Annotated in this window: 21 protein-coding genes; 13 read left to right on the forward strand and 8 right to left on the reverse strand. The window is 71.0% G+C overall.

The window, feature by feature from the left end; genetic code table 11:
• The first annotated feature begins 371 nt into the window (after window positions 1-371).
• From AB0L65_RS04345 to AB0L65_RS04380, 8 genes are all read left to right on the forward strand, one after another.
• Window positions 372-1046, forward strand: a complete 675-nt coding sequence (locus tag AB0L65_RS04345) for a GntR family transcriptional regulator (RefSeq protein WP_364240160.1) — start codon at window positions 372-374, stop codon at window positions 1044-1046.
• Between the two features lie 90 nt (window positions 1047-1136).
• Window positions 1137-2753 (forward strand): ABC transporter substrate-binding protein, encoded by a 1617-nt coding sequence (locus tag AB0L65_RS04350; protein ID WP_364240162.1) that lies wholly within the window; start codon window positions 1137-1139, stop codon window positions 2751-2753.
• On the forward strand, window positions 2753-3712 hold the full coding sequence (locus AB0L65_RS04355) for an ABC transporter permease (RefSeq protein WP_364240163.1): 960 nt from the start codon (window positions 2753-2755) through the stop codon (window positions 3710-3712). The genes AB0L65_RS04350 and AB0L65_RS04355 overlap by 1 nt, the downstream gene beginning before the upstream one ends.
• Window positions 3705-4532 carry an ABC transporter permease gene (locus AB0L65_RS04360; RefSeq protein WP_364240165.1) on the forward strand — a complete coding sequence of 276 codons (828 nt, stop codon included), beginning with the start codon at window positions 3705-3707 and terminating at the stop codon, window positions 4530-4532. Before AB0L65_RS04355 ends, AB0L65_RS04360 begins: the two co-directional genes overlap by 8 nt.
• Window positions 4529-5494 (forward strand): ABC transporter ATP-binding protein, encoded by a 966-nt coding sequence (locus tag AB0L65_RS04365; protein WP_364240167.1) that lies wholly within the window; start codon window positions 4529-4531, stop codon window positions 5492-5494. Before AB0L65_RS04360 ends, AB0L65_RS04365 begins: the two co-directional genes overlap by 4 nt.
• Entirely contained in the window at window positions 5491-6459 is a 969-nt protein-coding gene (locus AB0L65_RS04370; RefSeq protein WP_364240168.1) for an oligopeptide/dipeptide ABC transporter ATP-binding protein, read from the forward strand. Before AB0L65_RS04365 ends, AB0L65_RS04370 begins: the two co-directional genes overlap by 4 nt.
• Before the next feature lie 11 nt (window positions 6460-6470).
• On the forward strand, window positions 6471-8264 hold the full coding sequence (locus AB0L65_RS04375) for a gamma-glutamyltransferase family protein (RefSeq protein ID WP_364240170.1): 1794 nt from the start codon (window positions 6471-6473) through the stop codon (window positions 8262-8264).
• Window positions 8261-9001, forward strand: coding sequence for a sulfite exporter TauE/SafE family protein (locus AB0L65_RS04380; RefSeq protein ID WP_364240171.1), 741 nt, complete (start codon window positions 8261-8263; stop codon window positions 8999-9001). Before AB0L65_RS04375 ends, AB0L65_RS04380 begins: the two co-directional genes overlap by 4 nt.
• Before the next feature lie 9 nt (window positions 9002-9010).
• Here AB0L65_RS04380 and AB0L65_RS04385 read toward each other — a convergent pair whose 3' ends face one another.
• From AB0L65_RS04385 to AB0L65_RS04395, 3 genes are all read right to left on the reverse strand, one after another.
• Entirely contained in the window at window positions 9011-10096 is a 1086-nt protein-coding gene (locus AB0L65_RS04385) for a glutamate--cysteine ligase (RefSeq protein WP_364240173.1), read from the reverse strand.
• Between the two features lie 87 nt (window positions 10097-10183).
• Complete coding sequence (locus AB0L65_RS04390) at window positions 10184-10834, reverse strand: M15 family metallopeptidase (protein ID WP_364240174.1); 651 nt, start codon at window positions 10832-10834, stop codon at window positions 10184-10186.
• Window positions 10835-10846: 12 nt separating this feature from the next.
• Entirely contained in the window at window positions 10847-11995 is a 1149-nt protein-coding gene (locus tag AB0L65_RS04395; RefSeq protein ID WP_364240176.1) for an ROK family transcriptional regulator, read from the reverse strand.
• Between the two features lie 136 nt (window positions 11996-12131).
• Here AB0L65_RS04395 and AB0L65_RS04400 point away from each other — a divergent pair, with 136 nt between their 5' ends.
• The 4 genes from AB0L65_RS04400 to AB0L65_RS04415 all read left to right on the forward strand — a co-directional run bounded on the left by AB0L65_RS04400 (window position 12132) and on the right by AB0L65_RS04415 (window position 16826).
• Window positions 12132-13457, forward strand: coding sequence for an extracellular solute-binding protein (locus tag AB0L65_RS04400; RefSeq protein ID WP_364240177.1), 1326 nt, complete (start codon window positions 12132-12134; stop codon window positions 13455-13457).
• Between the two features lie 5 nt (window positions 13458-13462).
• A complete protein-coding gene (locus AB0L65_RS04405) occupies window positions 13463-14470 on the forward strand; it encodes a sugar ABC transporter permease (RefSeq protein WP_364240179.1) in 1008 nt (335 codons plus the stop codon).
• Entirely contained in the window at window positions 14467-15321 is an 855-nt protein-coding gene (locus tag AB0L65_RS04410) for a carbohydrate ABC transporter permease (RefSeq protein WP_350724762.1), read from the forward strand. Before AB0L65_RS04405 ends, AB0L65_RS04410 begins: the two co-directional genes overlap by 4 nt.
• 65 nt (window positions 15322-15386) lie before the next feature.
• On the forward strand, window positions 15387-16826 hold the full coding sequence (locus AB0L65_RS04415; protein WP_364240181.1) for a glycoside hydrolase family 3 protein: 1440 nt from the start codon (window positions 15387-15389) through the stop codon (window positions 16824-16826).
• Window positions 16827-16905: 79 nt separating this feature from the next.
• On the opposite strand, the gene AB0L65_RS04420 is transcribed toward AB0L65_RS04415, so the two are convergent.
• From AB0L65_RS04420 to AB0L65_RS04430, 3 genes are all read right to left on the reverse strand, one after another.
• Window positions 16906-18087 (reverse strand): ROK family transcriptional regulator, encoded by a 1182-nt coding sequence (locus tag AB0L65_RS04420; protein ID WP_364240183.1) that lies wholly within the window; start codon window positions 18085-18087, stop codon window positions 16906-16908.
• Window positions 18088-18189: 102 nt separating this feature from the next.
• Window positions 18190-18414, reverse strand: a complete 225-nt coding sequence (locus tag AB0L65_RS04425) for a hypothetical protein (RefSeq protein WP_364240184.1) — start codon at window positions 18412-18414, stop codon at window positions 18190-18192.
• 41 nt (window positions 18415-18455) lie between these two features.
• Window positions 18456-18689 carry a hypothetical protein gene (locus AB0L65_RS04430; protein ID WP_364240186.1) on the reverse strand — a complete coding sequence of 78 codons (234 nt, stop codon included), beginning with the start codon at window positions 18687-18689 and terminating at the stop codon, window positions 18456-18458.
• Window positions 18690-18911: 222 nt separating this feature from the next.
• Here AB0L65_RS04430 and AB0L65_RS04435 point away from each other — a divergent pair, with 222 nt between their 5' ends.
• Complete coding sequence (locus tag AB0L65_RS04435) at window positions 18912-19361, forward strand: Rrf2 family transcriptional regulator (RefSeq protein ID WP_185071836.1); 450 nt, start codon at window positions 18912-18914, stop codon at window positions 19359-19361.
• Here AB0L65_RS04435 and AB0L65_RS04440 read toward each other — a convergent pair whose 3' ends face one another.
• Both AB0L65_RS04440 and AB0L65_RS04445 read right to left on the reverse strand, forming a co-directional pair.
• A complete protein-coding gene (locus AB0L65_RS04440) occupies window positions 19362-21263 on the reverse strand; it encodes a serine/threonine-protein kinase (protein ID WP_364240188.1) in 1902 nt (633 codons plus the stop codon).
• Window positions 21260-23170 (reverse strand): protein kinase, encoded by a 1911-nt coding sequence (locus AB0L65_RS04445; RefSeq protein WP_364240190.1) that lies wholly within the window; start codon window positions 23168-23170, stop codon window positions 21260-21262. Before AB0L65_RS04445 ends, AB0L65_RS04440 begins: the two co-directional genes overlap by 4 nt.
• Window positions 23171-23232 lie beyond the last annotated feature (62 nt).

Genomic DNA, 23232 nt, shown 5'->3' on the forward strand with positions numbered 1-23232 from the left:
CGACCGCGGGGCGCGAGGGCCGAGAGCGCGGGAGCCGGCGGTGCGGAGGCGCGGAGTCCGCGGGGCCGAAAGTGAAGGGCTGGCGGTGTGGGCTCCGGAGACGCGGGGGCCGGAAGGGCGGAGGCGACAGGGCAGGGCCGGGGCCGAAATGTGGGGCCGGCGGTGTGCGGGAGCCGGAGGCGCGAGGTTTCGGAAGGGCGGAGGCGACCGGGAAGGGCCGGGGCCGAAGCCGGCGGTGTGGGAGCCGGAGGTGCGGAGGTCGAGGGCCGTGGCCGGGGCGAGGGGGTGTGGGGGCAGGGGTTGGGTTGGTGGTTGAGGGTGGGGGCGGGATGGGTGGGGGAGGTGGGCGGACTGTATACGATTGTCGCCTCATGGCTGATTTGACGCTGGGCGCGGCCCATCCGACCTTGCGCGACGAGGTCACCAAGGAGCTGCGGCGACGCATACTCTCCGGCGAGCTCGCCCAGGGTGAGCGGCTGGTCGAGGACCGGCTGGCCGCGCTGCTCGGCGTGTCGCGCAACCCCGTGCGCGAGTCCATCCGGGTGCTGGCCGCCGAGGGGTTCGTCGAGGTCGTGCCCCGGTTCGGCGCCACCGTCGCGCGGCTGTCGGCGGCGGAGGGTGAGGAGCTCTTCGACGTGCGCATGGCGGTCGAGGGCCTGGCGGCGCGGCTGGCCGCGCGCAAGCGCACCCCCGAGTCCGCCGTGCGGCTGCGGCAGGTGCTGGAGCAGGCCAAGGAGGCCGTGGAGAACGGGCGGCTGGAGGAGGTGGCCGATCTGAACACGGCCTTCCACCTGGCCGTCGGCGAGGCGGCGGGCAACTCGTACCTGAGTCTGATGATGAAGCCCATGCTCCTGCGGGCGCAGTGGGTCTTCAGCCAGACCGCCGCCGCCCGCGGGCCGCACTCCTGGACCGAGCACCTGAGCCTGTGCGAGGCCATCGCGGCGGGCGACGAGGACGAGGCGCAGGCCAGGGCCATCGCGCACGTGGCCGCGGCCAGGCGGTCGTTCCTGGCGGCGATCCGCAGGGAAAATCCCCCGAACGATTAGAAAACACTCAGATAACAACACAGGGTCAGGAAACACCAGTGAAATGTGAGGTCTTGTATACAGTCTCCTAAACCTTTCAACGGAGGCCCCATGAGACCGTCCCCCAGGCTCGTCGCGGCGCTCGCCGTTCTCCCCCTTGCCCTGACAGCTTGCGGCGGAGGCGGATCGAGCGGCACCCCCGCAGCCCCTCCCTCCATAGCCGACGCCTCGGCCGACAACCGGCCGGTCAAGGCGGGCGGCACGCTCAACGTGGCGCTCAGCGCCGACCCCGACGCGCTCGACCCGAGCATCTCGACCACGCTGGTGGGCCGCGAGGTGTTCGCGAACATGTGCGAGAAGCTCTTCGACATCGACGCGCAGTCGAACCTGGTCCCGCAGCTGGCCGGCGCCTTGCCCGAGGTCTCCGGCGACGGCAAGGAGGTGACGATCAAGCTGCGCGAGGGCGTGAAGTTCAACGACGGCACGGCGTTCGACGCCGAGGCGGTCAAGAAGTCGCTGGACCGGCACCGCACCTGGGAGAAGTCCGCGCGCCAGGCCGACCTGGCGGCGGTGTCCAAGGTGACCGTCGTCGACCCCACGACGGTCAAGCTCACGCTGACGCAGGCGTTCACGCCGCTGACCGCGCAGCTCGCCGACCGCGCCGGCATGATCATGTCGCCCAAGGCCCTGGACGCGGGCAACGACAACTTCGGCGCGAGCCCGGTCTGCGTCGGGCCGTTCAAGTTCGCCAGCCGTACGTCCGGCAGCCAGATCGTGCTGGAGAAGGCCTCCGACTACTACGACGCGGCCAAGGTCAAGCTCGACAAGCTCGTATACAAAATCATCGTGGACCCGAACGTACGGGCCGCGAACCTGAAGTCCGGCGACGTCCAGGTGGGCGACAACCTCGCCACCACCACGGTCAAGGGCGTGCAGAGCGACCCCAACCTCAAGGTCGTGTCCGGCGGCGGCCTCGGCTACTACGGCATCACGATCAACACCGGCAACGCCGGCGGTTCCACCGAGAAGCCCGGCACGGTGAACACGGCGCTGGCCAAGAGCCCGCAGCTGCGCGAGGCGTTCGAGCTGGCCCTCGACCGCGACGTGATCAACAAGACCGTCTACAACGGCCTGCACGAGGTGGACTGCTTCCCCGTGCCGGTGGACAGCCCGTACCGCGCCAAGGACCTGCAGTGCCCGGCGCGTGACCTGGCCAAGGCCAAGCAGCTGGTGCAGGCGTCCGGCGTGCAGACGCCGGTCCCGGTCACGCTCACCAGCCCGAACGACGCCACCAACGTGCGCCTCGCACAGGTCATCCAGCAGATGACCAAGGAGGCGGGCTTCAACGTTAACGTGCAGACCGCCGAGTTCGTCAGCACACTTGAGCAGGGCAAGTCCGGCAAGTTCGACGTCCTGCTGAACGGCTGGTCGGGCCGCGTCGACCCGGACGGCAACCTCACGAACCTCATCACCAGCCGCGGCAGCAACAACTACAGCGGCATGTCCGACGCGGGCATCGACGACCCGATCAAGCAGGCCGCCGCCGAGTCGGACCCGGTCAAGCGGGCCGAGCTCTACGCGGGCGCCCTGAAGAAGGCCGCCGAGGTGAGAGGCGTCCTGTACCTGTACCACAACAAGTACTACCTGGGCATGAGCAAGAACGTGGCCGGCGTCCAGTACTTCAAGGACGGCCTGCCGCGCTTCGTCACCGCCGGGTTCACCGCGTAATGCTCTGGTTCATCCTCCGGCGCTGCGGATCGGCCGTGATCGTGCTGTTCCTGGCCAGCGTCCTGATCTTCCTCGGGATCAGGGCGCTGCCCGGAGACCCGGCCACGGTCATGGCGGGCGAGGAGGCCTCGCCCGCCGTGATCGAGGCCATCCGGCACGAGTTCGGCCTGGACAAGCCGCTGCCCGCCCAGTACCTCGACTACGTCGGCCAGACCCTGACCGGCAACCTCGGCCGCTCCACGCAGGACCAGCTCCCGGTGATCGACATCATCGCCGAGCGGCTGCCGGTGACGCTGGAGCTGTCGGCCCTGGCCATGCTGGTCGCGATCGTCGTCGGGGTGGGCGCGGGCATCGTCGCGGCCGTCCGGCGCGGCCGGCTCGCCGACTACCTGGCCACCGGGTTCGGCCTGGCCGGGCTGTCAGTGCCGCACTTCTGGCTCGGCCTGCTCGGCATCCTGCTGTTCGCGGTCACCTGGCGGGTCCTGCCCGCCTCCGGGTACGTCCCCTTCACCCAGGACCCCGGCCAGAACCTCCAGCGCATGATCCTGCCCGCCCTCGTGCTCGGCACCGGCTTCGCCGCCATCCTCATGCGGCAGACCCGCTCGGCCATGCTCGGCGCGCTCTCGGCCGACTACGTCCGGACCGCCAGGTCGAAGGGCCTGTCCGAGGTCAAGGTCGTGGGCGCGCACGCGCTGCGCAACAGCCTGACGACCGTGGTCACGGTGCTCGGCCTCCAACTCGGCGCGCTGATCAGCGGCGCGGTGGTGACCGAGCAGATCTTCGTGATCCCCGGGTTCGGCAAGCTGACCGTGGACGCGGTGCTGACCAGGAACTACCCCGTCATCCAGGCCGTCGTGCTGATCACGGTCATCGGGTACGTGCTGGTCAACCTGCTGGTCGACATCGTGTACGCGTTCCTCAACCCCCGGATCAGGCTGTCGGGGGGCGCGAATGACTAGGCTGTGGCGGCGTTTCAAGCGGCGCCCGATGCCGATGGCCGGGCTGGTGCTGGTGGTCGCGTTCGTGCTGCTGGCGCTGATCGGGCCGCTGGTGACCGGCGACCCCACCGCGCAGGACTACCTGGCCACGCTCGCGCCCCCGTCGGGCGCGCACCCGATGGGCACCGACGACCTGGGCCGCGACGCGTTCGCCAGGATCGCGCACGGCGCGCAGGTGTCGTTGCAGGCCGGCGTGCTCTCCACGCTGCTGGCGATGGCCGTGGGCATCCCGATCGGCCTGGTCGCCGGGTTCTACCGGCGCTGGCTCGACCCGGTCGTGATGCGGCTGGTGGACGTGACGCTGGCGTTCCCGTTCCTGGTGTTCGCGGTGGGCCTGGCGGCGATCATCGGGCCCTCGCTGAAGGGTGTGGTGTTCGCGCTGGGCTTCTCGCAGCTGCCCGCCGTCATCAGGATCACCCGTGGCGAGGTGCTGGCGGTCAGGGAGATGGACTACGTGGCCGCGGCCGTCGCCGACGGCGCGGGCGACGGGCACCTCATCTTCCGTTACGTGCTCCCGAACTGCCTCAACCCGCTCATCGTGCAGGCCACCGTGGCGATCCCTGGGGCGATCATCGGCGAGGCCACGCTGTCGTTCCTGGGGCTGGGCGTGCAGCCGCCCACGCCTTCGTGGGGCGTGATGCTGACGACCGCGCAGCAGTATCTGAGCGACGCACCCTGGCTGGCCGTCTGGCCCGGGATCATGATCGCGCTGGCCACGCTCGGCTTCAACCTGCTGGGCGACGGGCTGCGGGACGTTCTGGACCCGAGGAGCGGCCGATGAGCCTGCTGGAGATCACCGACCTGAGGGTCGGCTTCGACACCGAGGACGGCCTGGTGCAGGCGGTCAGGGACATCTCGCTCACGCTGGACGAGGGCGAGATCCTGGCGCTGTGCGGCGAGTCCGGCTGCGGCAAGTCGGTCACCGCGATGTCGGTGCCCAGGCTGCTGCCGCCCGAGACGACCCGGCTGTCCGGCTCGGTCAGGCTGGACGGGCGCGAGCTCACCACGCTCCCCGAGGCGGACCTGCGGCACGTACGCGGCAAGGAGGTCTCGGTCGTCTTCCAGGAGCCGATGACCTCGCTGAACCCGTCGTTCAGCGTCGGATACCAGATCACCGAGGTGCTGCGCAGGCACGAGCGTCTCTCGCGCCAGGCCGCCAGGAGCCGCGCCGTCGAGCTGCTGGAGCTGGTCGGCATCCCGGCGCCGCAGCGCCGCATGAAGGAGTACCCGCACCAGCTCTCCGGCGGCATGCGCCAGCGCGTGATGATCGCGATCGCGGTGGCCTGCTCGCCCCGGGTGCTGATCGCGGACGAGCCCACCACGGCGCTCGACGTGACGATCCAGGCGGGCGTGCTGGACGTCTTCCGCGACCTGCGCGACCGGCTCGGCACGGCGATCATCCTCATCACGCACGACCTGGGCGTGGTGGCCGACATCGCCGACCGGGCCGTGGTCATGTACGCCGGCCGCGCCGTCGAGCAGGCCCCGGTGGCCGAGTTGTTCGCGAACCCGCGGCACCCGTACACGCTGGGCCTGATGAACGCGCTCCCGTCCGCGGCGGTCGGCGGCCGCCTGGCCGAGATCCCCGGCATGGTGCCCTCGCCGCTGTCGGATCCCGACGAGTGCGCGTTCCAGGCCCGCTGCCCGCGCGCCCAGGGCGACTGCCGCGCGGCCAGACCCCCGCTCGAACGGCACGCGGACGGCCATCTGGCGGCCTGTTTCCACCCGGGAGGCAAGCAGTGATCCTGCGGATCGACAACCTGGTCAAGCACTACGGCCAGGTACGCGCCGTGGACGGCCTGTCGCTGGAGCTCGCCCAGGGCGAGGTGCTCGGCCTGGTCGGCGAGTCGGGCAGCGGCAAGTCCACGGTCGGCAAGTGCGTGCTGCGCCTGACCGAGCCCACCTCGGGGGCCATCGAGCTGGACGGCCGCGACATCACCCACCTGTCGCGCCGGGCCATGCGCCCGCTGCGCAGGGACGTCCACATGGTCTTCCAGGACCCCTACTCCTCGCTCAACCCGCGTTTCACGATCGGGCAGATCGTCGCCGAGCCGCTGCTGCGGCACAAGGTGGCCGACCGGCGTGAGGTCTCCGGACGCGTGTCCGCCATGCTGGAGAAGGTGGGGCTGCGGCAGGAGATGCGTTCCCGGTTCCCGCACGAGCTGTCCGGCGGGCAGCGGCAGCGGGTCGGGCTGGCCAGGGCGCTGATCCTGGAGCCCAAGCTGGTCGTGGCGGACGAGCCGGTGTCGGCGCTGGACGTGTCGGTGCAGGCGTCGGTGCTCAACCTGATCACGGACCTGCAGCGGGACATGGGGTTCTCGTGCCTGTTCATCACGCACGACCTGTCGGTGGTGGAGTTTCTCGCCGACCGGATCGCCGTCATGTACCTGGGCAAGATCGTCGAGACCGGCCCGACGGCCGAGATCTTCGCCGCGCCGCGGCACCCGTACACGCAGGCCCTGTTGTCGGCGGCGCCGGTGCCCGATCCGGTCCGGCAGCGGGAGCGGCGCAGGATCGTGCTCGGCGGGGACGTCCCCAGCCCGGTCGACCCGCCGTCCGGGTGCCGGTTCCATACGCGGTGCCCGCTGGCGTACGACGCCTGCCGTACCGAGGAGCCGCTGCTTCAGGACCCGCGCGGCAACGGCCATCCGGCCGCGTGTCATCTTGTCACGGTGGACCGCGTCCCCGACGCGGCCGCCAATCTGTAGAAGGAGAGATCTTGTTCACCACCAGGCCCGAGCTGACGGGCGACTTCGGCATGGTCGCCAGCACGCACTGGCTGGCCTCGGCCACCGGCATGGGCGTGCTGGAACGCGGCGGCAACGCCTTCGACGCGGCGGTGGCCGCCGGGTTCGTGCTCCAGGTCGCCGAGCCGCACCTGAACGGCCCCGGCGGCGAGGTGCCGATCCTGCTGTGGAGCGAGGACGAGCAGAAGGTGTCCGTGGTGTGCGGGCAGGGCGTGGCCCCGGCCGCGGCCACCATCGAGCGCTACACCGGGCTGGGCCTGGACATCGTGCCCGGTACGGGGCTGCTGGCGGCCACCGTGCCGGGGGCGTTCGGCGGCTGGATGCTCATGCTGGAGCGCTGGGGCACCTGGTCGCTGGCCGACGTGCTGGCCCCCGCGATCCACTACGCCGAGCACGGGGTGCCGGTGCTGGAGCGCATCGCGGCCACGATCGAGTCGGTCGAAGGACTGTTCAACGACGACTGGCCCACGTCGGCGGCGACCTGGCTGCCCGGCGGCCGGGTCCCGGCGGCGGGGTCGAAGCTGGCCAACCCGGTGCTGGCGGCCACCTACCGGCGGGTGGTCGCCGAGGCCGAGGCCGCTTCGAGCACCCGCGAAGGACAGCTCGACGCCGCCCGTCGCGCCTGGTACGAGGGGTTCGTGGCCGAGGCGATCGCCGAGTTCTGCGCCAAGACGGCCTGGCGGGACAGCAGCGGCGAGGCGCACAGCGGGCTGCTCACCGGCGACGACCTGGCCCGCTGGTCGGCCTCGGTCGAGGAGCCGCTCGCCTTCGACTACCGCGGCCACACCGTCTACAAGACGCGGCCGTGGGGGCAGGGGCCGGTGTTCCTGCAGCAGCTCGCGCTCCTGCAGGGCTTCGACCTGGACGGGATGGAGTTCCTCGGCGCCGACTACGTGCACACGGTGACGGAGGCCGCCAAGCTCGCCTTCGCCGACCGCGAGGCCTGGTACGGCGACACCGACGTCCCCGTGTCCGACCTGCTCAGCGAGGCCTACAACGCCGAGCGGCGCAAGCTCATAGGCGCGCGAGCCAGCTTCGAACTGCGGCCCGGCGCCCCGGGCGGCCGCGTGCCCAGGCTGCCCGACTACCCCGCGCCCGGCACGGCGAGCGACGCCCCCGGCGTCTCCGGCGCGCGCTCCCCGCAGGGCGTCGGCGAGCCGACCGTCGCCCGCGACGGCACGGTGAAGGGTGACACCTGCCACCTCGACGTCGTGGACCGCTACGGCAACATGGTCTCCGCCACCCCCAGCGGCGGCTGGCTGCAGAGCTCCCCCACCATCCCCGAGCTGGGCTTCTGCCTGGGCACCAGGGCGCAGATGTTCTGGCTGCAGGACGGGCTGCCCGCCTCGCTGCGCCCCGGCACGCGTCCGCGCACCACGCTGACGCCGTCGTTCGCGCTCAGGGACGGCAGGCCGTGGCTGGCGTTCGGCACCCCCGGCGGCGACCAGCAGGACCAGTGGAGCCTGAACTTCTTCCTCGCGGTCGTCCACGGCGGGCTGAACCTGCAGGAGGCCATCGACGCCCCCATGTTCCACTCCGAGCACTTCCCCAGCTCGTTCTTCCCGCGCGGCTCCCGTCCCGGCGTGCTGCACGTCGAGGACCGGGTGGACGCGGGCGTGACAGCCGAGCTGCGGCGGCGCGGGCACGAGGTCGAGGTGCAGGGCTCGTGGACGCTCGGCAGGCTCAGCGCCGTCGCCCGTGACGGCGGGTTCCTCAAGGCCGCCGCCAACCCGCGCGGCGCCCAGGGCTACGCAGTCGGCCGATGACGGATCTCCTGTTCATGCTGGGCGCCGGTCTGCTGGCCGGTGTGGTGAACGCGCTGGCGGGCGGCGGGACGCTCATCTCGTTCCCCGCGCTGCTGGCGCTGGGTTATCCGAGTCTGACCGCGTCCGTGACCAACGCGGTGGCGCTGTGGCCCGGCTACCTGGGCGGCGTGCTCGGCTACCGGGCCGAGTTGCGCGGCCAGCGGCGCCGGGCGGCGGCGTTGTCGGTCACGACCGTGCTGGGCGCGGGCGTGGGCAGCGCGTTGCTGCTGCTCACGCCCGGCCGGCTGTTCGAGTCGCTGGTGCCGTGGCTGGTGGCCTTCGCCAGCCTGGCGCTGCTGGCCCAGCCGTGGCTGCGCAGGCTCTTCGGCGGTGAGGCCGACGGGCCGCCCAGCAAGCTCGTGTACGCCGGGGTCTTCCTGGGCGGCTGTTACGGCGCCTACTTCAACGGTGGAATGGGGGTACTGCTCCTGACGGTGCTCGGCATGTTCCTGCACGACAACCTGCATCGGGTGAACGCCGTGCGGGCCACGCTCGCGCTGGTGATCAGCACGGTGTCGGTCGTGGCGTTCTCCCTGTTCGGTCCCGTGCAGTGGCAGGCCGTGGCGGTGATCGCGCCGGCCAGCCTGGTCGGCGGGTTCCTGGGCACGCGTCTGGCCAAACTCATGTCGGCCAAGGTCCTGCGCGGCGTCGTTGTCGCGTTCGGCCTGGGTGTGGCCGTGGCGCTTGCCTTGCGTTAGGCGGTATCGCTACGCGACGGTGGCCTCGATGAGGTCGTCCACCACGTCGGCCAGGTCGTGGCCCCTGGCGTGCACCCGGCGCTGGCGCATGGCTCCTGAGCCCTTGCGCAGCAGCCGGTCCAGCCCCTCCTGGACGAACGTCAGGTCGCCGGTCTCCGCCAGCGCCGGGCGTACGTGCTCCAGGAGGCGGCCCGCCATCACCGGCGCGGGCACGAGGGCGCCGTGCCGCACGTCCATGCTGTCGCCCGTCAGCCCGTAGCGGGCCGCGCGCCAGTAGGCGGCGCGCAGCACCTCCGCCGGGATCGGCAGCCCACGGTCACCCCGCTCCACCGCGGCCAGCGCGGTCACCACCAGCGCGCGGATGAGCCCGATCAGGGTGAGACTGTCGCTCACGTCGAGCGGCACGTCGGCCACCCTGATCTCGACCGTGGGCAGCCGGGACGACGGCCGGGCGTCCCAGTAGACCGTCTTGGCGTCGAGCAGCACGCCCGAGTCCGTGAGCGCGCGCACCGCCAGCTCGTAGTCGCCGAACGACGGGAAGTACGGCGGCGCGCCGGACACCGGCCAGCGACCCCAGCTGATCACCCGCCAGGACGCGTAGCCGGTGTCGCGGCCCACGAAGAACGGCGAGTTGGCGGCCAGCGCGATCAGCGTGGGCAGCCAGGGACGCAGGTGGTTGCCGACGTAGACGGCGTGCTCTTCATCGGGCACGTCCACGTGCACGTGCAGGGCGCAGATGCTGATCTCGTCATGAAGTGCGCGATAGAGCGTCCTCCCTTGGTGATAGCGATCGTCGTCGGCGAGCGGCGGCGGCATGACGTTCCCCAGCACGGGGATGCCGCTCGCGACGACGGCCAGTCCGCACGAACGGGCGGCGAACGCCACCTCCTGCCGCGCGGAACGCAGTTGCGAGCCGAGCTCGCTGAGGTCGGCGGAGGGCGGCGTGCGAGCCTCCACCTGGAAACGCGTGATTTCTTGCACCACGTCGAGCACATCCGTCGCCGCGGCCAGGACATCGGCCGCTCGGGGAGCCACGTGGCGGGTGCGGGGATCGACTACGAGGTATTCCTCTTCGATCCCGATCAACGGAACCATACCCACACCTCGCTGGGAGTCCAAACCTCCGACTGAAGGTTGTGCCCGGCGCACGCCCAGGGGAAAACCCCTGGAGCAAACGATTGCTCAGATGGGCCCGTAGAGGGCGTGGGCAAATCCCGTGGACATGGCCCAATAACGGTCGCCGTACGACCAGTGCCACCACTCGGTGGGGTAGTTGACCAGGCCGGTGGGCTCCAGGGCGGCGGCGAGGAGCTTGCGGTGGGCGCGCGCGTCGTCGGAGATATTGGGGGCGGCCGTATAGCAGGCGCCGTCGCTCTGCTCCGGGTTGTCGTTGACCTGGGTGCCCATGTCGTACTCGACGCCGTCGGGGTCGCACAGGGTCAGGTCCACGGCGGCACCGGCGGTGTGGGGGGCGACCTCGACCGGGGACACGTACCGACTCGCCGCGATATATGACTCGTCGGGGGAAATTTCGGGGAATGTGGTGTGGAGTTCCGCCCGGTACGTCTCGAAGATCCGCCGCTGGGTGGCGATGGGCCGGTAGCCCTCGACGATCAGCAGGTGGAACCCGTCGGGCAGCGAACGCTCGGCCCGCTCCAGCCGGTCGAGCAGGCCAGAGCGCAGGTGCGCGTACGCGCCCTCGTCGTCGGCCAGCCGCGTGTCCACGCGCAGCCGCCCGCGTACGTCGGCCAGCGGCTCGCCGCACTCGCGCACGGGAAGCGCGGTCACCCTGGGGTCGGAGATGAGCACGACATCGTTGGGGGACAGCCACATGAGCAGAAATTCTCACACAGTATCGGAGAAGACCTGCTCCCGGGCCTGCTCCAGAGCGGCCACCAGCGCCCCGCGCAGCACGGGATTGCCCGCGACCTGGGTCGTCACCACGGTCGGCCGGCTGGGGCAGACGCGGGCCACCGCCTCCTGCACCTTGGCGGCCAGCCGCGCGCCACCCGCCCGGCCGATGTCGCCGCTGAGCACGATCAGCCCGGGATCGAGCACGACGGTCACCGCCGCCGCGCCCACGGCCAGCCGTCCCGCCACCTCGTCCAGATAGCCCTCGTCGCCGCCGCGCACCAGGTCGGGCACCGTCCTGCCGGTCACGCCGTGCCGGTCGGCCAGGCCGCGCAGCGCGTCGTGGCCCACCAGGCGCTGGAACGAGCCCGACTGCGGCTCCGAGACGTCGGTCGGCAGCGGCTCGCCGGGGACCGGCAGCCAGCCGATCTCGCCCGCTCCCCCGCTGATGCCCCGGTGCAGCCTGCCGCCCAGCATGACGCCGAGGCCCTGGCCGACGCCGGCCCAGATCACCACGAAGTCGTCGTGGCCGACGGCCGCGCCGTGCTTGTGCTCGGCGAGCGCGACCAGGTTGACGTCGTTCTCGATGGTGACGGACGCGCCGAGCGTCTCGCGCAGGCTGGCCAGCACGCCGACGTGCCAGTCCGGCAGGTCGTACGACCAGCGCACGTCGCCCGTGATCGGATCGACCACCCCCCTAGTGCCGATGACGAACGCGCGCAGCCGCGACAGGCTGACGTTCGCCGTGTCGCAGGCGCGCTGCACCGCCTCGTGGACCGCCTTGACCGGGTCGCGGCCGTCGGACGGGTTGAGCGTGATCTCCACGACCACCCTGCCTGTGATGTCCGCCACAGCGACCTTGAGGCTGTCGGGCAGGACCTCGAGCCCGGCGACGTACGCGCTGGAGGGAACGACGGCGTACAGGGCGGCGTGCGGCCCCCTGCCCCCTGCGCGCTCCCCCGCGACCTCGACCAGCCCCCGCTCCTCCAGGCGAGCGAGCAGCTGACCTGCGGTTACCTTGGAGAGCCCGGTCCTTTCCCCCAGCTCGGCCCGGGTGAGCGGGCCGTCCATCAGGAGGAGTTCGAGTGCCGCGCGATCGTTCAACCTGCGCAGCAGCCGGGGGACTCCCGGGCTTCGACTCATTACCGCACCCCTCTCGTCACGAATGGCTAACGGGCGTTTCTTTTAAGAAAGTTTCTTGTTAGTTTAGCAGCGTTGTTCGACATTGACGATCAGCCTGGTGCGGACCGTGGGCCGGCACCCGGGAAGGGAGAACCCTGTGAGGATCGCGAAGATCACAGCCGCTACGGTCAGCACGGCCGCGCTGGCCCTGGGTCTGGCCGCCTGTGGCTCGAGCGAGACCCCCTCGTCCTCACCAAGCGCCGCCGCACCCGCCAGCAGCGGCCCCAAGTACGCCGGCAAGACGCTGACGTTCTGGCGCCTCGGGGACACCAACCCCGCCGCGCAGAAGTACACCGACGAGCTGGTCGCCGAGTTCGAGAAGGAGACCGGCGCCAAGGTGAACGTCGAGTGGATCCCTTGGCCGCAGGTCAACGACAAGTTCACGGCCGCGGCCGCCGGCGGCACCGGTCCTGACGTGACGGAGATCGGCAACGACCAGGTGCCGCTGTGGCAGAGCCAGGAGGCCCTGGAGCCGATCACCGACATCGTGGCGGGCGGCGACCAGGCCCAGATCCCCAAGAACCTCATGGGGCTGGAGACCATCGACGGCGAGACGTACGCCGTGCCGTGGGGCGGCGGCAGCCGGGCGGTGCTCTACCGCGCCGACTGGTTCAAGGAGCTCAAGATCGAGATCCCCAAGACCTGGGACGAGCTCGTGGCGGCCGCCAAGAAGATCCAGGCCAAGAAGGGCAAGGACGTGGACGGCTTCGCCTTCAACGGCGGCTCCGACGCCAACCACCTGCTCGGAGCCCTCGCCTGGACCGCCGGCGGCGACTACGCCGTCAAGGAGGGCGAGAAGTGGGTCGGCAAGCTCACCGACCCGGCCTTCAAGGAGGGCTTCGCCCAGTACACCGGCCTGGTGACCGACGGCCTGTCCGGCAAGTCGCGACTCAACCAGAACACCACCGAGATCCGCACCCGCTTCGCCAACAACAAGGTGGGCATGTACCTCACCGCGTCGTGGGACCTGCCGGGGATCGCGGAGGACAGCAAGGGCAAGCTCAAGGGTGACAAGCTGGCCTTCTTCCCGCTTCCGTCCAAGGCGGGCGGCGAGGCGCAGTCCTTCCTCGGCGGCAACGACATCGCCGTGTGGGGCTCCGCGAAGGAGAAGGACGCGGCCAAGGAGTTCGTGAAGCTGGCCTCCAACAAGCAGTGGGGCGTCAAGTACGCCACCGACGGCGGCCTGCTCCCCGTCTACCCCGAGGCCCTCGCCGCGCTGTCCAGCGACCCGGCGCAGGCGCCGTTCGCCGCCGCCTTCGCCAAGGCCAAGGCCTTCCCCGCCGACCCGCAGTGGACGGAGGCCAACGAGACCAAGGCGGTGCTGCAGAACGCGGCCCGCAAGGTCATCGAGGGCAAGGCGAGCGCGGATGACGCGCTGGCCGCTGCCAACAAGGAACTCGAAGACATCCTCAACGCTTCCTGAGACCTATGACGAACACGTCAACGCTCGCCCCCCGGGGCGGAGGCCGCGCCTCCGCCCCGGGGCGGCGCCGCTCACACCGGCCACCGCGGGCCAGCGGGCTGCCCGCCTGGTCGATCCCCTACGTCCTGCTGATCCCGGGACTGCTGGTCATCGGCGCGCTGCTGCTGTGGCCGCTGATCCAGATGGTGATCATCTCCTTCCAGAAGGTGGGACTCGTCCAGATCTCGGGCAAGAAGCCGGCCACCTGGGTCGGGCTCGAGAACTTCACCAAGGTCTTCGAGAACGACATCTTCTGGTCCTCGCTGCGCAACACGGTGGTGTTCGCGGTGATCGCGGTGCCGCTCACGCTGATCCTCGGCACCGCCGTCGGCGTCCTGCTGCACCGGCTCGGCAAGAAGATGTCGCTATTCGTGATCATCGGCATCATGTTCGCCTGGGCGGTCCCGCCGGTGGCGCAGGGCATGATCTGGCGCTCGCTGTTCGACGCCGAGGCCGGCATCGTCAACTGGGCGCTCAACCTGCTGCCCGACGGGCTCTCCAAAGCCCTGTTCGGACGGGCCGACTGGACCGGTCAGCCGTGGCTCAACGACGCCTGGTCCATCTACATGGCGCTGATCGTCTGCGTCGTCTGGGCGGGCTTCCCTTTCATCGCGGTCTCGGTGCTGGCCGGCCTCAAGGGCATCCCGGCCGAGCTGTACGAGGCGGCCAAGGTGGACGGCTCCGGCGCCTGGCGCACGTTCAGGAAGATCACCTTCCCGCTGCTCAAGCCGGTGTTCGCGGTGCTGACCGTGCTCTCGATCATCTGGGACTTCAAGGTCTTCTCCCAGCTGTACGTGCTGGCCGGCACCACCAACCGGGAGGCCTACAACCTGTCGATGTACGCGGTGACCGAGGCGTTCAAGGCCCCGCCGAAGATGGGATCGGGCGCGGCCATCGCGGTGGTCCTGACCGTGATCCTGCTCATCGTCACCGCGGCCTACATCCGCCAGATGTTCAAGCAGGAGGAGCTGTGAAGAGCCCGCAGGCCCGCAGGCGCCTGGGCAAGGCCACGCTCAACGCGGCAGGCGTCCTGGTCTTCCTGGTCGCCGTCTTCCCCGTCTACTGGATGGTCTCCACCGGCTTCAAGGCGAACGACCAGATCTTCACCACCGAATTCATCCCGTTCCCCACGCACTTCACCTTCGAGCACGTCACGCGGGTGCTCACCGACGGCGTGGCCGGGCACTCGATCTGGCTCTACATGCGCAACAGCGCCATCGTCGCGCTCGGGACGGTCCTGATCGGCGCGGTCTTCGCGCTGCTGTCGGCCACCGCCGTGGCCCGGTTCCGGTTCAAGGGCCGCACGGCGTTCCTGAGCCTGCTGCTCGTCGCGCAGATGATCCCGGCCGAGGCGCTGCTCATCCCACTGTTCCTCGGCGTCAAGCGGCTGGGCCTCTATGACCAGTTGCTCGGTCTGATCGTCACGCAGGTCGCGCTGACGCTGCCGTTCGGGATCTGGATGCTGCGCACGTTCGTGGCCGCCGTGCCCAAGTCGCTGGAGGAGGCGGCCTGGATCGACGGCGCGAGCCGGTTCACCACCTTCTGGAAGGTGCTCTTCCCGCTGGTGGCCCCGGGGCTGGTCGCGACCAGCATCTTCTCGTTCATCACCGCGTGGAACGAGCTGATCATGGCGCTGTACCTGATCAACGACCCGACGAAATACACGATGCCCGTCGCCCTGCAGTACTTCTTCGGGCAGAAGGGCACCGACTGGGGCGCCATCATGGCCAGCTCCACGATGATGACCATCCCGGTCGTCATCTTCTTCCTTCTCGTACAACGCCGCATGGTCTCCGGCCTGGTCGCCGGGGCTGTGAAGGGCTGACCTCCGCAGGGCGAATGCCTTATTCGACCCTGCCCATCTTTGGGCCTGAATTCCGATGAGGAGCCATGAGTCAGAGTGATCGGGGGCTGCGCCGTCTCGCGGCCGGCACGCTGCTCGTCGCCTTCCAGGGCACCGTGGCGCCCGAATGGGTGCTGCGCGAGCTGGAGCAGGGCCTGGGCGGCGTCACGCTCTTCGGCTTCAACGTGGCCGATCCCGGCCAGGTGAGCGACCTGACGTCCGCGCTGCGGGGCGCCGGTGAGCCCGTCATCTCGCTGGACGAGGAGGGCGGCGACGTGACGCGGCTGGCGTACCACGTCGGCAGCCCGTACCCGGGGAACGCGGCGCTGGGCGCGGTGGACGACGTCGAGCTGACCCGCCGGGTCTACCGCGCGATCGGCTCGGAGCTGGCCGCCTGCGGCATCAACCTGGACATGGCGCCCAGCGCCGACGTCAACACCGAGGCCGACAACCCGGTGATCGGCACCAGGTCGTTCGGGCCCGACCCGGAGCTGGTCGCCAGGCACACGGTGGCGGCCGTGGAGGGCCTGCAGTCGGTGAACGTGGCCGCCTGCGTCAAGCACTTCCCCGGCCACGGCGCCACCCGGGTGGACTCCCACCTGGCGATCCCCGTCGTGGACGTGGACCTGGACGTGCTGCGGAAGCGGGAGCTGGCCCCGTTCCGCGCGGCGGTCGGCGCGGGGGCCAGGTCGGTGATGACCGCGCACGTCGCGGTGCCGGCGGTGACGGGCGAGACGCCCGCCACGCTGTCCGGCGCCGCGCTCACCGGGCTCCTCAGGGGCGAGCTCGGCTACGACGGCGTGGTCATCACCGACGCGCTCGACATGCGGGCGATCACCAGGAGCGTGGGCCTGGCCGGCGGCGCGGTGCTGACGCTCGCGGCCGGGGCCGACCTGCTGTGCCTCGGGCCGCTGCCGACCTATGACGACGTCCAGGCCATCATCGCGGAGATCGTCTCCGCGGTGCGCGAGGGGCGGCTGCCGCTCTCCCGGCTGGAGGAGGCGGCGGCGCGGGTGGCGGCGCTACGGGCCTGGTTCGGGGCGCCCGCACCCGTCGCCGCCGAGCAGAACGTGGTCGGCCTGCACGCCGCGCGCCGCGCCGTGCGGCTGACCGGAGCGACGGAGCCCCTGGTCGAGCCCCTGGTGATCGAGGTGGACACCCCGCCGACGATCGCCGTGGGCGACGTGCCGTGGGGCGTGGGCCCGTGGCTGCCGGACGCGGAGATCGTCCGGGTCAAGCCCGCGGCCGCCGACGTCCCTGACCTGCTGGCCAAGGCCGTGAACCGGTCCCTGGTCGTGGTGGTAAAGGACGCGCACCGCCACCGGGCGAGCCAGGAACTGGTCTCCGCGCTGGTGGCGGCCCGTCCGGACGCGACGGTGATCGAGATGGGGCTGCCCGTGTGGCGCCCCGACAGCGCCGCCTACATCGCCACGTACGGGGCCGCCCGGGCCAACGCCCAGGCCGCGATCGAACTGCTCACGGCCTAGCCCCTCGCGGGCCCGGTCGAGCCGCTCCTGGCCTGAGGCGCCGGCAGCCCTTTGCGGGCCTGGTCGGGCCGCTCGCCGCCTAAGGCGCCAGCAGTTCCTCGCGGGCCTGGTCGAGGGCGGCCAGCACGGCGCCGCGCAGCACCGGGTTGGCGTCGGTGATCTTCGTGGTGACGACCTGGGGGCGCACCGGGCAGATCCTGGCCACGGCCTCCTCCACCCGGGACGTGAGCGCGGGCCCGCCGGCGTGGCCGATCTCCCCGGCCAGCACGACCAGCCCGGGGTCGAGGATCACGCACACCGCGGCGACGCCCAGGGCGAGCCGGTTGGCGATCTCGTCGAGCAGCGGCTCGCCCTGGGCGCCCGCCGCCATCGCGACCTTGACGCACTCGCCCGCGCTGTCGGCCGCGAACCCGTACGTCTGGGCCAGCTCCGCCACCGCCTCGGCGCTGACCAGCGACTGCAGGCCGCCCGCCAGCGAGGGCAGCCGTCCGGGCTCGGTGCGGATGTCCTCGGGCAGCGGCACGCCGGGCACCGGCAGGTAGCCGATCTCGCCCGCGCTGCCGGAGCGGCCCCGGTGCAGCTTGCCGCCGAGCATGATCGCCAGGCCCAGGCCGCGGCTGGACCACAGCAGGACGAAGTCGTCGAGCCCCTTGGCCGCCCCGTCGGCCCGCTCGGCGATGGCGGCGAGGTTGACGTCGTTCTCGATGGTGACCGCGCGCCGCAGGTCGCCGGCCAGGGCCTCGTGGATGCCCTCGTGCCAGCCCGGCAGGTCGAACGAGAAGCGCACGTCGCCGCTGCGCGGATCGACCACGCCGGGGGTGCCGATCACGACGCCGCGCAGCTTGGAGAGGCTGATCTTGGCGCTGCGGCAGGCCTTGACGATCGCGCCGTGGACCACCGAGACGGGGTCGTCGTGGCCGCCGGGGTCGACCGTGACCTCGGCGATCGTGTGACCGTGGATGTCGGCCACCGCGGTGGAGATCAGCTGGGGCCCGACCTCGAGACCGGCCACGTACGCGCTGGAGGGGATCACCGAGTAGAGGGCCGCGTTGGGCCCCCGCCCGCCCGCCTGGGCGCCGACCACCTCGACCAGGCCGCGCTCCTCCAGCCTGGCCAGCGTCTGCGAGGCCGTGACCTTGGACAGGCCGGTCAGATCGCCGATCTGGCCACGGGTCATGGGGCCTGTGGCGAGCAACAGGTCCAGCGCGGCCCGGTCGTTGATCTCCCTGAGCAGTCTGGGCACACCAGGGCGTCGCTCCACGCTGAATTCCGCCGTCTCATGAGAACCGCTGTTATCGAAAAGGTTGTTGGAAGTTTAGCGCTCTCACCATCGCGCGCATTCGGATCGGGTGCCCGCGGCGCACTACGGAAGCAGCGGCGGGAGTACACCGACCCCACGCAGAACCGCCACCACAGCCCACGCCGTCAAGAGGGTCAAGATCGAGGCCGTGCGCACATTCCGGTAAAGCCGCTGCCATTTGCGCACCTCGCGCATCTCCCGCTCATGGGCCCGCGCAACGCGTAACTCCGCGATCTGCTGCCGGCTCGTGACCTTGAGCCTGCTCCAGTCGATCTCCTGCCGCACCATGACCCGATTCTGCCTCTCCCCGGCGCGAACCGCTGTTCCCGTCAGCGTTTCGACCGAGCCCGAATCGCGGCTTCGATGCGCAAGCCCACCCCGATCAACGCGATGCCGAAGGCCGCCACGATCCACAGCCACGGCGGCCGCCCCAAGAAGGCGATGAAGACCAGCACGGCCAGCCCGGCACCCGCGTACAAGGCGATGGTGCCGACACGCAGTGGGTCAAAGTTCAAGGGGTCGGACGCGTCTGCGGGCTTGGAGGCGTGCTCTGAGTCAGTCACGCCGCAGAGCATCCCAGATCTCCTCCCGAACCAGGAAGCGTCCGCAGGCGACAACGTCCCCCGAGCCGTCCGGCCGGGGCTTCGTCGGCCACGGGAGGCAACATGTCCTGAGATTCCCTGAGACGCTGGCCGTTGTCCGAATGCAGGTCAAGAGCAACCTGCACCCCCACAACCGGCACACGAGCGCACCAACCATGTTGACCAGGGGGGATAATCGAGAACATGCGCCTTTCCGCTCGTGTCGACTACGCCCTCCGTGCCGCCGCCGAACTCGCCGCAGCCGGTGCAGGGCCGACTACCGTGGGCGAACTCGCCAAGGAACAGGACATGCCGCCCAAATACCTGGAGAACATCCTGTTGCAGATGCGGCGTGCCGGGCTCGTGCGCGGGCAGCGTGGGCCCGAGGGTGGCTACGTGCTGGCCAGGCCCGCCACCGACATCTCGCTGGCCGATGTGATCAGGGCCGTGGACGGCCCGCTGGCCAACGTACGCGGCGAGCGGCCCGAGCATGTCGGCTACCGGGGGCCCGCCGAGTCGTTGCAGCAGGTGTGGATCGCGTTGCGCGCCACCGAGCGTTCCATCCTGGAGGAGGTCACGCTCGACCAGGTCGCCTCCGGGGCGCTGCCCGAGCGGGTCCGCCAGCTCGCCGCCGACCCGGCCGCCTGGGACTGATCACTTCCGGGTGAACCAGAGCACCACCCGGTCGAGCTCGGTCTTGGGTCCGGCGGCCAGCTTGCGCACGGTGCGGCCGGTGGCGTCCGCGAGGACCACGTCGGTGTTCTTGCCGGTCGGCGTGGTGGCCAGGAAGTGGGCGTCGTCGAGCCACCCGTGGTAGGCGCCGCCGTTCGGCAGCCGGGCCACGCCTTTTTTGGCGCCGCTCTCCGCATCCCAGAAGCAGACATTTGCCGAAATATCGGGGCATTTAGTGGAGAAGATTGACCCGAGCGTGGTGCGGGCGACGCCGCCTTCGTAAAGCTCGCCCACTCCCATGAACGTCCGCAACGCCCTGCCTTCGAGATCCAGCACCCGCACGGCCCCGCCGGGCATCTCGTACAGCACGCTCTTGCCGTCCGCGCCCCACCCGAACCTGACGTCGTTCCCGCCGGCGACCTTGGTGACCTTGACGGTGCCCGCGACAACGTCCACGACCGCGAAGCCCACCACGCGGTCCTTTTCCTGATCCTCGATGACGGTGGCCAGCCACCGGCGCCCGTCGGCCGACCAGTTCGGGCGGAACAGCGTGGCGGGCTTGTCGACGGTACGGATCTGCCGGTCCTGGCCGGTGACGCGGTCGCGTATCCGGACGGACTCGAAGTCCGGCGTGCGGAAGCGGGTGGCCGAGAGCGAGGCCACGTAGCCGCCGCCGGGCGAGACGATCGGCTCCTCGAAGCCCCCGAAGTAGCCGAAGGTCCCGTTCGACGGGTCCCGCACGTACGACGGGTAGCCGCCGCCGTCGCGCTGGTCGTGGTACGACGAGACCCAGATCGGGTCGGCCGGGTTCTCGTACAGCGTGATCTTGGTGTCGGGGATCTTCACCTTCGCCGTCGAGGTGAGCTCCATCCGGCCCTCGCGCGGGGCGGGCAGGGGCGCGGCGATCAGCGTGGGGGTGCCCGTGCCGGCAGGCGGCGGGGCGGGACGGGTGAGCAGCACGGCCGCCGTCACGGCCACGGCGGCGGTCACGGCCGCTCCGACCAGCCACCACCGGCGGCCCGGCGCTCGGCCGGGAGGCGGTGCCGCCGACTGCTGCCCTTCGGCCAGGAGGCGCTGCTCCGGCACGTGGTGGCCGAGCAGGCCGAGCAGCGCCCGGGCCGCGGTGGGGCGGGCCTCCGGAGCCTTGACCAGGCACCGCGCCACCAGGTCCCGCAGTTCCTCGTCGAGACCGCCCAGGTCGGGCTCGGCGTACAGGATCCGGTTGATCAGCGCGGGCACGTCGCCCGCCCCGAACGGCGGGGTGCCCGTCGCGGCGGCCACCATGGTCGAGGCCCAGGCGAACATGTCGGCCGCCGGCCCCGCCGCCCGCCCGCCGAACTGCTCGGGAGCCATGTACGGCGGCGTCCCCACCAGGTGCTCCCCCGCCAGCTCCGACTCCTCCAGCGCCCTGGAGATGCCGAAGTCGATCACCCGTGGCCCGTCCCTGCTCAGCAGCACGTTGCCGGGCTTGAAGTCCCTGTGCACCACGCCCGCCTGGTGGATGGCCGACAGCGCGGTCAGCGTGCCGATGGCGAGCCTGCGCAGCTCCGCTCCGCGCAGCGCGCCGCGTTCGCGGATCACCTCCGCCAGCGACGGCCCGTCGACGAACTCGCTCACCACGTACGGGCTGCCGTTCAGCTCGCCGCTGGCCAGCACCTGGGCGGTGCAGAACGCCTTGACCCGGCGCGCGTACCCGATCTCCTGCTGGAAGCGCGTCCGCGCGTCGGGGTCGTCCAGCCCGGCCCCCAGCATCTTGACCGCGACCCGCCGTCCGCCGGACGCCTCACCGAGGTAGACCACCCCCTGGCCGCCCTCGCCGAGCCGGCCCACGATGCGGTACCCGCCCACCTGGGCGGGGTCACCGGCGCTCAGCGCTTTCGTCATCGCGGCGCGGCGGCGAACTGCATCGAGGCTTTGAGCGGGAGCACGTCGGCGAGCACACGGACGGTGTCACCGACCAGATCGATGATCTTGACCTGGGCCGTGCCCTTCTTCTTGCCCGGCTCCTGCACCAGCAGGTGCGACTCGTTGAACCAGCCGAGCAGGTTGCCCTCCGAGGTGGCGCGGGGCACCGTTTTCAGCCTGACGCCGGTCGCGGCGTTCCAGACGCACAGGTCCTTGCGGCCGCCCGGGCAGACGGTGACGAACTGCTTGCCCGACGGCGAGTACCAGTCGCGGTCACGCGGCAGGCCCACCCAGTGCATCGACCTGGTCACCTCACCTGAGTCGCTGTAGAAGTCGATCCCGTTGGTCTTGCCGTCGAAGTAGGCCTTGGCGATCCTGCCGTCGGGGGTGAAGGTGAAGTTGAGCGAGGCGTTGTCGGTGAAGGCCGTCTCGACATGCACGGCCTTCCTGGCGGCCACGTCGACCAGCACGAAGCCCACGATCCGCTGCGGCTTGCCGTCGTCGACGACCGAGAGCAGCAGCCTGCGCCCGTCGCGCGACCAGGCCGGGATCATGGTCCGCAAGGGCTTCTTGACCGTGGCGACGGTGAAGCTCTCGCCGGTGGACAACCTGGTGAACTTCACCTGGTCCATCTCCGCGTTCTGGAACTTCAGCCACGGGTTGAGCGCGACCCAGTCGCCGTCGGGCGAGACCATCGGCTCCTCGGCCAGGCCGACGGCCTTGAAGGCGCCCGACCTGTCCCTGACGTAGCTGGTGAACTTGCCGGCGACCTCCAGGTAGGCCGTCAGCCTGACGGGGTCCTTGGGGTTCTCGTGCAGGGTCGCGCCGACCGCCGGGAGCTTGGTGTCCGTGGCGGCCTTCGCCTCCACCTTCTCCACCGGAACCTGCGTCAGCGAGGAGGTGACCGTGGGCGTGGTGCTCGGCGTGGCACTGGTGGTCGCGGCCGCCTGCCTGACCGGCGCCGGTTCGTCGACCAGCACGTACACCCCGGCTCCGGAGACCAGCGCTCCGGCCGCGAACGCCGCGGCCAGCGCGGCCAGTCCTCTTCCCCCACGCCTCGGCCGGTCGGGGGGCGGTGGCTGTGGGACGGGCGGCTCCGCCTGCCCGGTCAGGAACATCGTCTGGCCCACCAGCCGTAACAGCACCGCGCTGGCGCTGGGCCTCCCGGCCGGATCCTTGTCCAGGCACGCCACGATCAGGCCGTGCAGCTCACCCAGGTTGCCGGGCAGCGTGGGCGCGTCGCGGACGATCCGATCGACCGTCGCGGCCATGGAGCCGCCGTCGAACGGAGCCGACCCGGTCGCGGCGAACACCATGGTGGCCGCCCAGGAGAACACGTCCGCGGGCGGCTCGGCCCCCGCGCCCCGCAGCCGCTCGGGCGCGGTGTACGCGGGAACGGCGACCTTGCGGGTGGAGATGGCCGCCTCCGCCATCGCCTGCTCGAGCCCGGCGTTGATCACCCGTGGCCCGTCCGGGCCGAGCAGCACGTTGCCGGGCCGGATGTCGCCGTGCACGAGCCCTGCCTGATGGATCGCGACCAGCGCCGTGATGGTCCCGACGGCGAGCCGGTGGAGCCCCACCTCGCCGAGGAAGCCTCCGGCCTCTTCGAGCGCGGGCCCTTCGACGTACTCGCTGACGACGTACGCCTGCTCGCCCAGCATGCCGGTGGCCAGGATCTGCGCGGTGGTGACCGCGGAGACGGCCTGTTGCCGTTCCATGGCGAGAAGGAAGGGCTCGGGCTCCATCTCGGCCGGCAGCAGCCTGACGGCCACGGGTTCCCCGGAGCGGGAGCGTGCGGCGTACACGCTGGAGCCCAGGCGGCCGGTCAGCCGATATCCGCCGATCTCGGCGGGGTCGCCCCCGCGTAAACCTGTGATCTCCGGCATGCCGCGATCAGCCTTCCGCCAGGCCTACTCCTCGCCGTCATTATGATCCCCCCGCCGCCCCG

The sequence above is a fragment of the Nonomuraea sp. NPDC052116 genome (assembly GCF_040680035.1).
Classification (GTDB): Bacteria; Actinomycetota; Actinomycetes; order Streptosporangiales; family Streptosporangiaceae; genus Nonomuraea; species Nonomuraea angiospora_A.